13 protein-coding genes and 1 pseudogene are annotated in these 14,291 nt (G+C 59.2%); 6 read left to right on the top strand and 8 right to left on the bottom strand.

Translation table 11 applies throughout. The features are described from left to right. Positions 1 to 52 precede the first annotated feature (52 nt). A complete protein-coding gene (locus ACFFP0_RS01460) occupies positions 53 to 1,516 on the top strand; it encodes a methyl-accepting chemotaxis protein (protein WP_377255027.1) in 1,464 nt (487 codons plus the stop codon). 143 nt (positions 1,517 to 1,659) lie between these two features. On the opposite strand, the gene ACFFP0_RS01455 is transcribed toward ACFFP0_RS01460, so the two are convergent. Together ACFFP0_RS01455 and pdxR are read right to left on the bottom strand one after the other, a co-directional pair. After that, complete coding sequence (locus tag ACFFP0_RS01455) at positions 1,660 to 1,845, bottom strand: diguanylate cyclase domain-containing protein (RefSeq protein ID WP_377255432.1); 186 nt, start codon at positions 1,843 to 1,845, stop codon at positions 1,660 to 1,662. Positions 1,846 to 1,973: 128 nt separating this feature from the next. Continuing rightward, positions 1,974 to 3,464 (bottom strand): MocR-like pyridoxine biosynthesis transcription factor PdxR, encoded by a 1,491-nt coding sequence (gene pdxR / locus ACFFP0_RS01450; protein WP_377255024.1) that lies wholly within the window; start codon positions 3,462 to 3,464, stop codon positions 1,974 to 1,976. A gap of 110 nt (positions 3,465 to 3,574) precedes the next feature. Between pdxR and ACFFP0_RS01445 the strand changes: the two genes are divergently transcribed. The 3 genes from ACFFP0_RS01445 (at position 3,575) to ACFFP0_RS01435 (ending at position 7,256) form a co-directional block, all read left to right on the top strand. Further along, positions 3,575 to 4,801, top strand: coding sequence for a benzoate/H(+) symporter BenE family transporter (locus ACFFP0_RS01445; RefSeq protein ID WP_377255021.1), 1,227 nt, complete (start codon positions 3,575 to 3,577; stop codon positions 4,799 to 4,801). A 111-nt stretch (positions 4,802 to 4,912) separates the two neighbouring features. Next, positions 4,913 to 5,944, top strand: a complete 1,032-nt coding sequence (locus tag ACFFP0_RS01440; RefSeq protein WP_377255018.1) for an AraC family transcriptional regulator — start codon at positions 4,913 to 4,915, stop codon at positions 5,942 to 5,944. 274 nt (positions 5,945 to 6,218) lie between these two features. After that, a complete protein-coding gene (locus ACFFP0_RS01435) occupies positions 6,219 to 7,256 on the top strand; it encodes a zinc-dependent alcohol dehydrogenase family protein (RefSeq protein ID WP_377255015.1) in 1,038 nt (345 codons plus the stop codon). Between the two features lie 302 nt (positions 7,257 to 7,558). On the opposite strand, the pseudogene ACFFP0_RS01430 reads toward ACFFP0_RS01435, so the two are convergent. Beyond that, positions 7,559 to 8,123: pseudogene (locus tag ACFFP0_RS01430) on the bottom strand (tripartite tricarboxylate transporter permease); the annotation flags it as partial. Between the two features lie 195 nt (positions 8,124 to 8,318). Here ACFFP0_RS01430 and ACFFP0_RS01425 point away from each other — a divergent pair. After that, positions 8,319 to 8,894, top strand: coding sequence for a VOC family protein (locus ACFFP0_RS01425; RefSeq protein WP_377255012.1), 576 nt, complete (start codon positions 8,319 to 8,321; stop codon positions 8,892 to 8,894). Positions 8,895 to 9,003: 109 nt separating this feature from the next. Here the strand turns inward: ACFFP0_RS01425 and ACFFP0_RS01420 are convergent, their stop codons facing one another. Together ACFFP0_RS01420 and ACFFP0_RS01415 are read right to left on the bottom strand one after the other, a co-directional pair. Further along, entirely contained in the window at positions 9,004 to 9,384 is a 381-nt protein-coding gene (locus ACFFP0_RS01420; protein WP_377255009.1) for a carboxymuconolactone decarboxylase family protein, read from the bottom strand. Further along, positions 9,384 to 10,307 (bottom strand): fumarylacetoacetate hydrolase family protein, encoded by a 924-nt coding sequence (locus ACFFP0_RS01415; protein WP_377255005.1) that lies wholly within the window; start codon positions 10,305 to 10,307, stop codon positions 9,384 to 9,386. The genes ACFFP0_RS01420 and ACFFP0_RS01415 overlap by 1 nt, the downstream gene beginning before the upstream one ends. A gap of 151 nt (positions 10,308 to 10,458) precedes the next feature. On the opposite strand from ACFFP0_RS01415, the gene ACFFP0_RS01410 reads away from it, so the two are divergent. Further along, positions 10,459 to 11,166, top strand: coding sequence for an IclR family transcriptional regulator (locus ACFFP0_RS01410; RefSeq protein ID WP_377255002.1), 708 nt, complete (start codon positions 10,459 to 10,461; stop codon positions 11,164 to 11,166). Between the two features lie 43 nt (positions 11,167 to 11,209). Here the strand turns inward: ACFFP0_RS01410 and ACFFP0_RS01405 are convergent, their stop codons facing one another. From ACFFP0_RS01405 to ACFFP0_RS01395, 3 genes are all read right to left on the bottom strand, one after another. Then, a complete protein-coding gene (locus tag ACFFP0_RS01405) occupies positions 11,210 to 12,712 on the bottom strand; it encodes a tripartite tricarboxylate transporter permease (RefSeq protein WP_377254998.1) in 1,503 nt (500 codons plus the stop codon). Between the two features lie 10 nt (positions 12,713 to 12,722). Then, positions 12,723 to 13,184, bottom strand: a complete 462-nt coding sequence (locus ACFFP0_RS01400) for a tripartite tricarboxylate transporter TctB family protein (protein WP_377254995.1) — start codon at positions 13,182 to 13,184, stop codon at positions 12,723 to 12,725. Positions 13,185 to 13,264: 80 nt separating this feature from the next. Further along, positions 13,265 to 14,194 (bottom strand): dihydrodipicolinate synthase family protein, encoded by a 930-nt coding sequence (locus tag ACFFP0_RS01395; protein ID WP_377254991.1) that lies wholly within the window; start codon positions 14,192 to 14,194, stop codon positions 13,265 to 13,267. Between the last annotated feature and the right edge of the window lie 97 nt (positions 14,195 to 14,291).

The raw sequence follows: 14,291 nt of genomic DNA, 5'->3' as shown, positions 1-14,291 counted from the left end.
TGATTAACCGTTTTCCGTAATATTGGTAGGAGACCTTTTGAGGAGGCTCCCAATGTTCCTAAATCGAAGCAAGAAACTGCTGACATCGGTCCAGGAAGAGTTGCGTCGCGTCAGCCTGCGTTCACGCATATTGGACGAGGCGAGCGGCATCGGTCTTTGGGACGCGGTCCTTCACAAAGGCGATGCGATGCATGTTGAAAGTCGATGGACCTGGTCCGCCGAATTTCGACGTTTGATCGGTTACAATGACGAAAAGAGTTTTCCCAACGTCGTTCAATCCTGGTCCGAACGTCTTCACCCTGACGATGTCGCGGCAACGTTTGCAGCGTTTGGAAAAACCGTCACCGATCGAAGCGGAGATACCCGTTACGACGTGACCTATCGTCTGAAAGTCAGCGACGGCAGCTATCGCTGGTTCAGGGCCACGGGCGGTGCGGTCTTCGACCCGGACGGGCAGACCGTTCTGTGTTGCGGATCTTTGAATGATGTGCACGAACAGGTCACTCTCAAACAGCAGTCGGAACGTACGGCCGAGGAGGCTGAGCGCACCATAGAGATGCTTGGGCATGCTCTGTCTCAATTGTCCGGCGGTAATCTGACGCACCGCATCACGGCTGCTTTTCCAGAAGATTCCGTGCGCCTGAAAACTGATTTCAACGGTGCGGCCGAGAGGTTGCAAGCCATAATGCTGGATATCACGAGACTGTCCTCAACGGTTCACACGGATCTCGGGCAGGTCGAGGGAGCTGCGAACGACCTTTCGCGCCGGACAGAGCAGCAGGCCGCGTCGCTTGAGGAAACCGCTGCCGCTTTGGAAGAATTGACGTCGACCGTGAACAACGCGGCGGATAACGCTGCGAGCGTTGCAACCATTACCCAGCAAACACGAGAATCTGCCGAGGAGTCCCGCAATATCGTGGAGGCCGCCATCCACGCCATGGCGGAAATCAAGGGGTCGTCCAACCAGGTCAGTCAGATTATCGGGGTGATTGACGAAATCGCCTTTCAGACCAATCTGCTCGCCCTGAATGCAGGGGTCGAGGCGGCGCGGGCAGGCGAAGCCGGCAAGGGTTTCGCTGTCGTCGCGCAGGAGGTTCGCGAACTTGCTCAACGCTCGGCCACAGCCGCAAAAGAAATCAAAACCCTGATTTCCACCTCGTCCTCCCAGGTTGAAACAGGTGTGACGCTCGTGGGGAAAACGGGAGAGGCACTTCAGACGATTGCGACGAACATCCGCGAAATAGCGCGCTACGCCAGCGATCTTGCGGGATCTTCCAAGGAGCAGTCCGTGGGAATCTCGGAGATCAATGAGGCGGTCTCTCGAATGGATCACGCAACGCAACAGAATGCGAGCATGGTCGAGGAAACCAGCGCCGCCACATCCTCAATCAGAGCCAACATGCGAACCCTGCATGATCTGATCCGTCAATTCAATGTCGACCAACCGGAGGCATTCGTTCAATCCACCGACCGGAACGTCGTCGTTCCTCAGACGAAGAGATGGGCTAACGCCTAGGCGAGAAGGCAGCCATTCGCCGAGTGCTGGCCTTGAAGGGTTCGTCCGGATCGTATCCGATCGTTTGTACGGACTTTTGATATCCGACACACCAAACGGGCGTCAGCCGGCGTTGCTTTCGGCTCTATCCTTTCCTTGGGCCGTCAGTCGGAGCGTCCTTCCTCATTGGTGGTATGTATCCGGTTGCGTCCGCCATGCTTGGCATAATAGAGGGCGCTATCCGCCTCCCGCAGCAGACGTTCCGGCAATTTCGCGGCATCGCCATTCACGACTGTTCCACCCGCGCTGATCGTTACAAAACTGGCGGCCAGGGAGCGTTCGTGAGGGATGACGAGACTTGGGCGTCCGCGAATACAATTTTACGCACCGGCCATTGAGGCGTCATTCATGAGAGCGGCTGCCGTTCTCCTCCATTTTCCGGAGGCCGGTTGGACCGTTGGGCGAGGGGATCATCCGGTTACGGCTTCGCTGCCGCGCGAAGCGCATGAGCCAGCTTCCTGATTGCAATCTCGATCTCGGCCGGAGTGTACGCGGCGAAGCCCATCAGGAAGCCGGCCTTGCCGTTTCCATCGGCATGAAGCGCCGACAAGCCGAGCAACTCGATCCCGACACGCCGCCCGGCGTCGATGGCTACGCGCTCGGATAGCTCGCCTGTCAGCAGGCAGGGCATCTGCAGTCCGCCGATGGGAACGCGGGGTTCGACAAAATCCGAAAGATGCTTTCGTACAAGGCCGACCAGGGCATCCAGACGCTCAGCATAGATCGCACGCATGGCGCGGATATGCGCGCCGAAATGCCCACCTTCCATGAACCGGGCGAGTGTCAATTGTGCAAGCGGGGCGGAATGACCGTCGAGCAGTGTGCGCGCGACGGTCATCGGCTGCACCAGTTGGGGCGGCAGCACCGCATAACCGATCCTGAGGCCTGGAAAGAGCGATTTGGTGAAGGTGCCGATATAGATAGTCCGCTCATGCGGATCGAGGCCCTGCACGCAGGCCGTGGGCTTGCCTGCATAGCGGAATTCGCTGTCGTAGTCGTCTTCGATGATCCAGGTCTCATATCGCGCAGCCCATTCGATCAAAGCCAGGCGACGATCCAGCGCCAGCGTTGCGCCGGTCGGAAACTGGTGGGATGGGGTGAGGAAGACAGCTTTGGCACGCTGCGGCTCATCCATGATCTGTCCAACCGACAATCCCTGCCGGTCAAGGCAGACAGGCACGCATTCCAGTCCAGCCGCGTTGAACGCCTTGCGTGCCCCGTAATAGGCAGGGTCCTCGATGAAGATGCGGTCGCCGGGATCGAGCAGCATGGTTGCGCATAACGTCAATGCCTGTTGCGAACTGGTGAGCACCAGGACTCGGTCGGCCGTGGCACGGGCACCCCGCTCAAGGTTGACATAGTCGGCAATGGCGCGTCGCAGTGGTTCGGTTCCCTGCGGATCGCCGTGAAGAAGCACGCTGGTGCCGGTCTCCTTCAGTATCTGTCGCTCCAGCCGTTCCCACAGATGAAGCGGAAAGCTACGCGTCTCCGGTATGCCATGTGCGAATGGTCGTGGCGAAAGCAGCTCCCGAACACCACCGCTGCCGAACACGGCACTGCCGCGATTGCTGAGATCTGAGGCCTGCCTGCGCTGGGCCATATTGCGCGGCGTGGGGTGGCGCATGGGGGAAAATTCCGTCATCTGCGCCACGAAGCTGCCGCTGCCGATCCGGCGGTCGATGAAGCCTTCGGCGTGCAGTTGGGCATAGGCCGTCTCGACGGTATCGCGCGAGACGCCAAGCGATCTGGCGAGCGCCCGCGAGGCGGGCAGTGGCTTGCCCCTGTCCAGCGCGCCGTCGAGGATCAGCTGCCGGATCGCCCGCTGTATCCGGGCGTGAAGCGGCATCGCCGCATGGGCGGGTTGGGCAAGCCATGCCTTCACGGTTTCCAATTGGGAATGCTTGAACAATTGGTCTGGGCCTTCTCGAAAAAATGGATGGGATAATCCGGCCAATCATCAGCTAGATGTCAAGGCCCTCACCGGTCATATGCCGTAAATTTCAGGAGCCTTTTCAAGACATGCCGCCCGTCATATCCCCCATCCGCCTCAGCGACCTGACGCATCCGACTATCGCTGGTTTGATCTCCGTCATCGTCAATTACGGTGGCACATTCATTCTCGTCTTCCAGGCTGCCAAGGTTGCCGGCCTCAGTCCGGAATTGACGGCATCTTGGGTCTGGTCTGTTTCCATTGGCGTAGGCGTGACGGGGCTTTTTCTGAGCTGGCGCTATCGCGAGCCGATCATCACCGCCTGGTCGACGCCAGCGGCTGCTTTCCTTGTCACCGCGCTCGCCACAACGCCCTATGCGGAGGCGGTCGGTGCCTACATGATCTCGGCGGTCGCCTTCGTCATTCTCGGGCTTTCGGGCTATTTCGAGAAGGTCATCCGGCTGATCCCGCCGGGTATCGCGTCCGGCCTGCTCGCAGGTATTCTGTTGCAGTTCGGCATTGGCGCGTTCGGCGGCGCAAGCGCCGATCCTCTGCTGGTCGGCCTGCTCGTCATTGCCTATGTCGTGCTGAAACGGTTGTCGGCTCGCTACGCCGTGGTGGGCATCCTCCTGCTCGGGCTGGTCTTCCTGCTTCTACAGGGCAGGGTTGAGCTATCGGAGCTGAGGCTGGAATTTGCCATTCCCGTCTTCACCGTTCCGGAATTTTCGCTGAATGCGCTGCTCTCGGTCGCGCTGCCGCTGTTTCTCATCACGCTGACGGGCCAATACATGCCCGGAATGCTGGTATTGCGAAACGATGGCTTCAGGACCAGCGCCAACCCGATCCTCACCGTGACGGGCCTCGGCTCGCTCGTCATGGCGCCCTTCGGCTCCCATGCCTTCAATCTTGCTGCGATCACGGCTGCGATCGCCACCGGGCGGGAAGCCCACGAAGATCGGCGCAAGCGCTGGATCGCCGGGATTGCGGCGGGCTGCTTCTATGTACTTGTCGGTGTATTCGGCGTCACCCTTGCGGCGGTCTTCATGGCTTTCCCCGCGACCTTCATCACCACGCTCGCCGGCCTTGCCCTGCTCGGTACGATCGGTGGCAGCCTTGCGGGCGCGATGGCCGACCCTTCCTCCCGTGAAGCCTCGCTCATCACCTTCCTGGCTTCCGCGGCGAATATCAACCTGCTCGGTATTGGCGGTGCCTACTGGGGACTGGTGATTGGTCTTGTTGCCTATTGCGTGCTGAACGGTCCGGTGCACCGGCCCCGGCGTTCCGGATTGGCCGGCAGCGGCAATCCCGCGGAGTGAACGCATATCGCTGCCGGATGGCAACATGAGGGGCGGCTTTGCGCCGGGAGGCGTACAGCCGTTGCCTGATTGAATTTCCGGCATTTCCAGGCACAATGGCGCCGGAGATGTGTGGAGGGCGAAGAATTGCTGGAGCATGCGCTGCTTTACGATGCGCAAGGCAGACCGCTCCTGAGCGGAAAGCTGAATGCGTCCCGGGAGTGGGCTCAGGTCAACGCCTTCTGCCATCGGGTCTACATGCCGCTTGCCACGCGGCCGCTCGTGGCAGGCTCCGATCCGAACGCCACCTTGCGCACACTGTCGATCGGCCGGATCGTTCTGAGCCGCTTCTGCTTTGGCGTGCCCACGAAGGCGGATGAATTCGATCCGTCCTCTGGCAATATCATCGTTGTCAACACCATGCGCGGAAGTGTGCGCCATCCGCTGACGGACGGCGCGAGCATCGATACCAGGCCCGGAGACAGCTACGTCGTCGACTGCAGCCGAACGGACTACTGGAACGTGGCCGACGGTGACGATCTTCAATTCAACCTCACCATTCCGCACGCGGTGATGGAGGAAACGGCGCAGCGTTGGTACGGTTTCGTGCCCGAAGACGACCTTTGGAAAAAACGCCTGGTCTTCGGTCACGGCCATTCGGCCTGGCTTTCCCTTCTCGATTACGCAACCCTGTCGGTCGACGCTCGGAACGATCGCATTGCCAGCCCGTTGATCGAGAAGCGGATCGAGGAAACCTTGTGCCTCGAACTGCTGCGCGGGTGGGCTGAGTGTTCGGGGCTCAATCTTGAAACCGGAGCGCGCAGCGCAGCACCCCGATATGTGCGCGAGGCGGAGCGGCTGATGGAGGAAAGGGCGCATGAAGCGCCCTCCGTGACGGATATCGCCGCGCAACTCGGCATTTCGGCGCGTAGCCTCTCCGAAGGGTTTCGGCGGTTTCGTGGCGTGACGCCGCATGAATATCTCACCGCTCGTCGTCTTGACGGTCTCCGCAAGGCGCTCGAAGAGGCTCCGCCCGGGCAGACCGTTTCCTCCATCGCTGCGGGGAGGGGATATGTGAACCTTACCGCGATGAGCGCCTGCTACCGTCAGCGCTTCGGCGAAACACCCTACCAGACATTGCGCAGCCGGCCTGGGCGCATGTGACGGTCTACTATCCTTGTTCCTTTTCCTGAAACGGATCTCGACTGGACGCGCGCCTTCCGATCCGTTTCGGCGGGCGATTTGAAAGTGCAGGCTGATTTCTTCCGATTTCGATCACCGGCTTCCCGAATGGATCAGGCATCGGCGTGCGCCCGCCCATGGTCCTCGTCTAGACTGGTTGCGGGCACCGGTTGGTGCCCCACTATCCGGACTGGAGACGGGTTTGTGTGATCTTTGCAAAAACATGCTGAGGGGCATGCCCCCGCGGGAGGATATGATGAAAGCGCTTGTTTATTACGGGCCGGGCAAGAAGGACTGGGTCGAAAAGCCGAAACCGGTCATTCAGGAGGCGACGGATGTCATCGTGAAAATCACGAAGACGACAATCTGCGGCAGCGACCTGCACATCCTGAAGGGCGATGTGCCGAGCGTCACGGAAGGACGCACACTTGGTCACGAAGGCGTCGGCGTCGTTGACGATGTCGGCAGCGCGGTGCGCAATTTCCGCCGGGGCGATCCGGTGCTGATCTCGTGCATCACGTCCTGCGGCTCGTGCCCGAACTGCAAGCGGCAGCTCTATTCCCATTGCGACGATGGCGGCTGGCAGCTTGGAAACACGGTCGACGGCACGCAGGCCGAATATGTCCGCATTCGCCATGGCGACAATTCGCTGTATCCCATCCCGCAAGGTGCGGATGAGGAAGCATTGGTGATGCTCTCGGACATCCTGCCGACAGGACTTGAGATCGGGGTACAGGCGGGCGGCGTGAAGCCGGGCGATACGATCGCCATCGTCGGCGCAGGCCCGGTCGGCATGTCGGCGTTGCTGACGTCGCAGTTCTATTCTCCGGGGAAGATCGTGATGATCGACATGGACCCGGCGCGTCTGGCCCTTGCCCGGCAATTCGGCGCGACGGACACCATTCAGGTCGGCGAGGAAGACGCCGCATCGCGGATCATGGACCTGACCGGCGGCCAGGGCGTCGATGTGGCGATCGAGGCTGTCGGCGTTCCCGCGACATTCGACATCTGCCAGAAGATCGTTTCGGCGGGCGGCAATATCGCCAATGTCGGCGTTCACGGAAAGCCGGTGGAGCTTCACATCGAGGATCTCTGGATCAAGAACATCAACATCTCGATGGGGCTGGTGAATACCAACACGACGCCGATGTTGCTGAAGACCGTCAAGGCCGGCAAGTTCGATCCGGGCAAGCTCATCACGCATCGTTTCAGGCTCGACCAGATCCTCGACGCTTACGACGTGTTCGGCAACGCCGCGCGCGAAAAGGCAATGAAGGTCATTCTGGCCGCCTGAAAACCTTCGGGCAGTCAGCACAAGATGTCGGCCTGTGAAAGAGCGGTCCGACTGTTGCCTTGCCGGAGCATAGGCAAGATGCGAGGCGAGCGTACAGGCTTGCATCATGTCTTGTATCGGAAGTCGTTTCGCTGGCGGCTTGAGACAGATGTGTTGCAGTGTCCCGCCCCATAGTCCGAAGGGCCTGAGGAGAGCCCTTCGGATCAGGGGCTGCCATTATCAGTCCTCGACAAAGGCCTCCTGGCGGGTTCTGGAGAGGCTTGAAAACGGCATCGGCGCCAGGAACGCGCCGCCGCTTACCATAGCCCGGCACCATCTGGCAGGATGCCAAGTAGTGAGCCGAGCATAGTACCGCGTAGAATCGGCACTGGCATGCTTTTGAAGTCCTGCCGATTGGGTCAAAGCCCCTTGATCTCCTTCAGCATGATCTGCCGGTCGCTTTCATCTTCGAGATTGGCGATGATTTCTCCTATACCGAACACCCCATGGCCACGACGACGAAATCCATGCTATCCACCATGTCAGGTATGTCGAATGCATAGCGGGCGCTGCCTGTGGGCGAACACGACCGAGGCGATGAGCCCGAGGACGGAGCGAGAAATATTCGGCAGGGTCGAGATCGGGGGCGAGGCCCGCTAGCGGCAGTGCAAACATGGCGATCACCAGTGTCGCAACGGTTCCCGCAAAGAACAAGCCGGTCGCAGATGTTGCAACGGCCAGGTCCGCGTTGCCCTGACGAGCCATCCGGTAGCCATCCAATGCGGTCACGACCGAGGAGGACTCGCCTGGAAGATTGACGAGAATGGCCGGGGTCGATCCGCCATATTGCGCGCCGTAGAAGATGCCTGCGAGCATGGCCAACGAGGAATCTGCAGTGTTGCATTTCGGGTTCTCTTATGCCGGCGATGAGCCGTGAGAAGAACCGTATCTCCCCTACAGGCAATGTCTGATATGGCCGAAGCTGTTGCGTGAGGAGGCAGAGAATCCGATTGCCCCCATGATTAGTCGTGATATTATATCGAATAACGAACATATAAGTTCGTTATTCGAACAGGAGGAAATATGAAAGCGCGCGTTTCGAAATTGGGTCATATCGGTTTGACCGTCAGGGATATCGACCGTACCGTCGAATTCTACAGCCGGTATCTCGGGATGAGGCTGACCGAGAAATTCGAGTATCCAAAGGAGAAGGTCGGGCACGGTGTTGCGGTCGCAGCCGGCGCATTCATCCGCTGCGACACCACCCATCACGAGTTGTCGATCTTCAAAATGCGTGACGACATTCTCGGGCCTGACGCTCCGGACGCGCCGCGTTTTGGCTTCGGCCTGCACCACATTGCCTTTGAACTGGCCTCTCCGGAGGACCTTCTCAGCCTGTTTCGAGAAATGCGGGACGGAGGGGTGGAGATCGTCAATTGCCGCAAGGGCGGGCCTGGAAACCAGCCACGATTCTACGCACGCGATCCGGACGGCAATCTGCTCGAATTCTATTGGGGCATCGACAAGATCGGCTGGCACGGTACGGCACGGCCTTACGATCCGATCGAGGAGATCGACCTTCCGACATTCGACTTCGATGCGTTTGAAGCCAAGCGGGAAGCCGACATGATAACCCTGCAGGCAAAGATCGGCGGTTAGTTCCCAGTTGTTCCCGACATGGCAAAGCAGAAAACCCGCGACCTGATCGCGGGTTTTCCTTTTGTCGGAGGTGAAACCGCAAGACGGCGGCCGGAAACCGCCAAAGTCATCAGGATTTGTCGATTTCCGCAAATGCTTCGCGTGCCAGGCGGAATGCTTCGACGCCCGCGGGGATGCCTGCATAGATGGCAAGCTGCATCAGCGTGTCCTTGATCTCCTCGCGGCTGCAGCCATTCGTCACCGCTCCCTTCAGGTGCAGCTTGAATTCGGAGCCGCGATTCAAGGCGCCGAGCATCACGAGGTTCAGAAGGCTCTTGTCGCGGCGGGTGAGAGCGGATCTCCCCCAGCCGGCACCCCAGCAATATTCGGTGACGAGGTTCTGGAAGTCGCGGTTGAAATCGTCAGCCGCATTCAGCGATTTTTCCACATATTCGGAGCCGAGCACCTCTTTGCGGATTTTCAAACCACGTTCGAACATCTCTTTCGACATTACCGTTTTCCTTCCTTTACAACGGGATTGCTGAGCACGCCGATACCCGGAATCTCGACGGTGATCGTATCCCCATTCTTGAGGAAGATCGGTGGCTTGCGCTTGAAGCCGACGCCTGCCGGCGTGCCTGTCGGGATGACATCGCCTGCTTCCAGATCGATGAATTCGGAGATGTTCTCGATGATCGTCGGAATGTCGTAGATCATCGTATCTGTATTGGCGAACTGCATCTGGTTGCCGTTGAGCGTCGTCTTGATGTCGAGTTTGTGAGGATCGGCAACCTCGTCAGCCGTGACGATCGCAGGACCGAACGGACCTGACGCGCGGAAATTCTTGCCGGCCGTATATTGCGTGACGCGGAACTGGTAGTCGCGCACGGTCACGTCGTTGAAGATCGAATAACCGAACACGTAGTCCATCGCCTCTTCTTTGGTGAGGCGTTTGCCATTGGTGTTCTTGCCGATGATGACCGCCAGCTCTCCTTCCCAGTCCAGATCGTCCGATACCGTCGGAACGACCACCGGGTCACCATCCGCTACAAACGTGCTGGAGAAGCGCGCAAAGAGGATGGGTATCGGAGAAATTTCCAAGCCTGCTTCCTTTGCGTGTTCAACATAGTTGCGCGCCACGCAGACGATCTTGGGGGGGCGGCGAATGGGCGCGAGCAACTTGACGTCGGCTAGCGGCTTGCTCACATCCGCGTTCTCGGCGCCGTTCGCGTCGAATGCTGCGACGACGGCTTTCAGCGATGGTTCGAGCCTTTCGATATCTTCGAAGAAATCCTCGATCTTGGCCGGGATTTCGACCAGGGAGGCATCCGTTTTGGCGCAGACTGTGCTCCAAAGCGCCAGATCAACGACGCGATCTCCGATGATCGCTCCAAAGCGTGGCTTCTCTTGCTCTTCATAGCTGACAAGTCTCATGATTTTATCCCGTTTATCGAACTACATTGTTCGTATATAGATCATATGTGGTTATCTAGGTCAACGCGCAGCTTGAGGGATCACGTGTGGAACTGGCATTGGCAGGCCGGTTCGAGATAAGGATCTAGGCATTCGAAAATGGAGACATACGTTGGTCGAGATTTCGCTGACAGGTGATCAAATGCTTACCGTGCTCGAATGCGTCGCGCGCGATGGGCCGATGAGTGCTGCGGATGTCGCACGCAACTGCGACATCAACCGCACAGTCGCTCATCGGCTTTTGGCGACCCTGTCGCAACGCGCTTATGTCCGCCGCCAGACCGGCGGTTACACGCTAGGTCCGGCCTTGTTGCAATTGACCCGCGGCATGGACACGAATCTGCGCAGCAAGGCCAAGCCTGTAATGCAGAAACTTGCCAGCGAGACCGGCGAGACAGTCGTGCTGCATGGCATTGCCAACGCGGAGGCTGTGGTCATCGAACAGGCCCTCGGCCAGAAGCATCTGGTGCGAGTAGAGCATCGGCCGGGCTCTCGCCATTCGCTCCTCCAAGGTGCCAGCGGTTGGTCGTTGATCGCCTTTCAGGATCCCAAATATGTCGAAAAGGTTCTCAAGAGCAGTAAAGACCCTGAGGTTGCCCGGCAGCGTATCGCGCTCACGCGCGAAGCCGGATATGCGGTTTCCTATGATGAACTTCAGCTCGGCGTTCACGGTGTTGCTGTTCCCATCATTGAGGAAGGTGGCCGGTGTGAAGCAAGTCTCGCCATCTTGGTGCCTGCCGCTCGAAGCGGTCTGCTTTCATCGCTTGTCGAGCCCCTGCTGGCTGCCTCGCGGGAAATCTCGCGGCTTCTTCTTGCCTGATTGGAATGAGTGAGGCCGTGCCGAGCACGGCCTCGTCTACCGGTCAGTCCTCGACAAAAACTTTGCCACGCTTCCGGTACAGCGCCGGGAAGGAGACGGCGATCAGCACGCAGGCCGCGAGGAATAGCAGCGACGCGCTGACTGGCTGGCTGAAGAAAATCCTGAGATCGCCGCCGGACAGGATCATTGCCCTGCGGAAATGCTCTTCGAGCAAAGGCCCCAGCACGAAACCGAGAAGCAGGGGTGCGGGCTCAAAGTCCAGCTTGATGAGAAGGTATCCTGCAATACCGAAGATTGCGACCAGCCACAGGTCCAGGGGTGCGCTTGAGATGCTGTATACGCCCACAGAGCAGAACACGATAATCACCGGGATCAATGCGTGATAAGGAACGCGGAGTAGTTTCACCCAGATGCCGACCAGCGGCAGATTGAGGATGACCAACAGGGCGTTTCCGATCCACATCGAGGCGATGATGCCCCAGAACAGGTTGGGGTGCTGGCTGATGACGTTCGGCCCAGGCACCACGCCCTGCATGATCATCGCTCCAATCATCAAGGCCATAACCGGGTTGGACGGAATACCCAGTGTAAGCATGGGAATGAAGGATGTCTGAGCGCTCGCATTGTTGGCGCTTTCGGGCGCTGCAACACCTTCGATCGCGCCTTTTCCGAATTCCTGCTTGTTCTTTGAAACACTTTTCTCGATCGTGTAAGCGGCGAAGGAGGAAAGGACCGCCATGCCGCCGGGGAGAGTGCCCAGAACCGAGCCGACGGCCGTTCCGCGCAGGACAGGCGCTATCATGCGCTTGAAATCATCCCTGGAAGGCCAGAGCTTGCCGATCGGGAAGACGTCCGTGGTTTTTCCGCTCTCCAGCTGCAGATTTCGAAAAATCTCGGAAATACCGAAAAAGCCCACCGCGACGGCCGTGAAATTGACGCCGTCGGAAAGTTCCGTGAAGCCCATGGTGAAGCGAGCGACGCCTGTGTAAAGATCGCTGCCCACCAAGCCGAGCAAGAGGCCGATGAGGATCATCGCGATTGCCTTCGGCATCGAGCCAGAAGCGAGAACGACGGAAGAGACCAGGCCGAGAAGAACAAGCGAGAAATATTCAGCCGGTCCGAACTCGAGCGCCACGCGCGTCAGCGGTATGGCCACGAGGGCGATCAGCACTGTGGCGGCGCAGCCTGCGAAGAAGGAGCCGAGCGCCGCGGCCGACAGCGCCGGGCCGGCCCTGCCGCGCTTCGCCATCTGATAGCCGTCGAGAGTCGTGACGGCGGCCGAGGATTCGCCTGGCATGTTGATCAGGATAGCAGTGGTCGATCCCCCATATTGCGCCCCGTAATAGATGCCGGCAAGCATGATCAGTGACGCCGTCGGATCGAGATTGAAGGTGATTGGCATGAGCATCGCCATGGTGGCGACAGGGCCGAGACCCGGCAGAACGCCGATCGCAGTGCCGACGACCACGCCGATGAAGCAATAAAGAAGGTTCTGCGTCGTCATGGCGACGGAAAAACCCATGGCAAGGTGAGACAGAATTTCCATAAGGCTTTCCTTACAGACTGAACCACGGACCGATGACGGGGATCGGAAGTTTCAGGATCACACCAAAGATGAGGACACAGAAGATGGTTAGAACGAGGCTCACGGAGACTGCCATCTTCATGGTCTGCGCACGGCTGGCAAAGGCGGAGACCATCGCGGTCAGGAAAATCGAGGGAGCAAGCCCCATGCCGCGAATGGTCAGACCCAGGATAATGGGAGAGAGGCATATGAGCAGCGTCCCGCGCCATGGTATCGCGCCGAGGCCGAAGCGAAAGCCGTCGCTCTCTTCCCTGATGGCCTGGGCGGCGATGTAGAGGCCGATGCCGATCAGGATGATCGCCAAGGATAGCGGAAAGTACCCCGGACCCATATTGGTCGACGTACCGATCTTGAGCGATGTCAGGGCTGACAAGCTGAAGAAGCCGCCTATCAGAATGCAGACACCGCCCGAGACGATGGATTTGGTGTTCATGAACTCCTCCCATGAGCTGGCCGATCCGGCCATGAAACCGAAGACGAAATGCTTTCTTCCTCCCGAAGATGATCAGTTGTTCAGGTCGCGACCAACTCCCTGAACTCCTCAAGGTCGAGAAGACGAACGGCATGCAGCAGCGCCTCGGCATCCTGATCCGATATCCCTCTGCGCGGTTGTCGCAGGGCGCCTCCCATCAGACCCAGGTTGTCGAGCAGCGGCTTCATGCCACGTCCGCCGGAACCGCCATAGCGGTTGAGGGCAAGATGCAGCGAGACCAATGCGGCATAGTGCTCACGCAGGCTGCGCATCTTTCCCGCATGAAAGGCCTCCATGACCGATGTGACCAAAGCCGGTGCGACATTCGCCTCCGTTGTCATCACCGTGTCGGCGCCGAGAAAGAGGGCAGGGAGCATCGCGCGTACGCCGACGGTCGAAATCTCCAGACGTCCACCAAGGCGCGACAGCAGATCCGTCAGATAGGCGGTATCTCCACCGGAATCGCGCATGCCGATGATCTGCGGAAAGCGCTCTGTAAGCCTCGCGATCAGGTCGACAGGCACGGCGTAGCCAAGTTTTGGATAGTTGGAGAGGATGACGGGCAGATCGCATCTTTCCAGGACCTGGCAGTAGAAGCGCTCCAATTCGCCGGCGTCCGGCTTGCTGCTGCCGTGTCCGACATCCAGCTGGAAGAGGTGAATTGCTTCTACGCCGGCATCCTTCGCGATGCGGATGGTGGCGAGAGCCTCACTAACACTTCGCGCCTCACGGCCACCGGCACGTATGCCAATCCGGCCTTTAAGCGTCTCCGCCGCGACGCTCAGAACACGATGGAGTTCCTTGTCATCCAGCGAAAAGCCCTCACCGATGTTCGTGCTGCCAGCATAGACGTTCTGGCCTGCATCGGCGAGACGCAAAAGATGCGTGCGCATAGCCTGTTCGTCGAGACCGCCGTCGCGATCGAAATGCGTCAGGCTGACAACCCAAGCGTTCTGGAACGTTCTGTTCATTGGCTTTCGTCGATCCAATCCTCAGCTGCCTCGCGTTCGACAGACAAAAGCGCGTCGCACCGGTGGCTCTCCTCCCAAATGGTGGACGCCGCGCGGC

This window comes from Neorhizobium puerariae, from assembly GCF_042429745.1.
Classification (GTDB): domain Bacteria; phylum Pseudomonadota; class Alphaproteobacteria; order Rhizobiales; family Rhizobiaceae; genus Neorhizobium; species Neorhizobium puerariae.
Note: the sequence above shows the minus strand (reverse complement) of the source record. Positions and strands in the feature narration are given on the sequence as shown.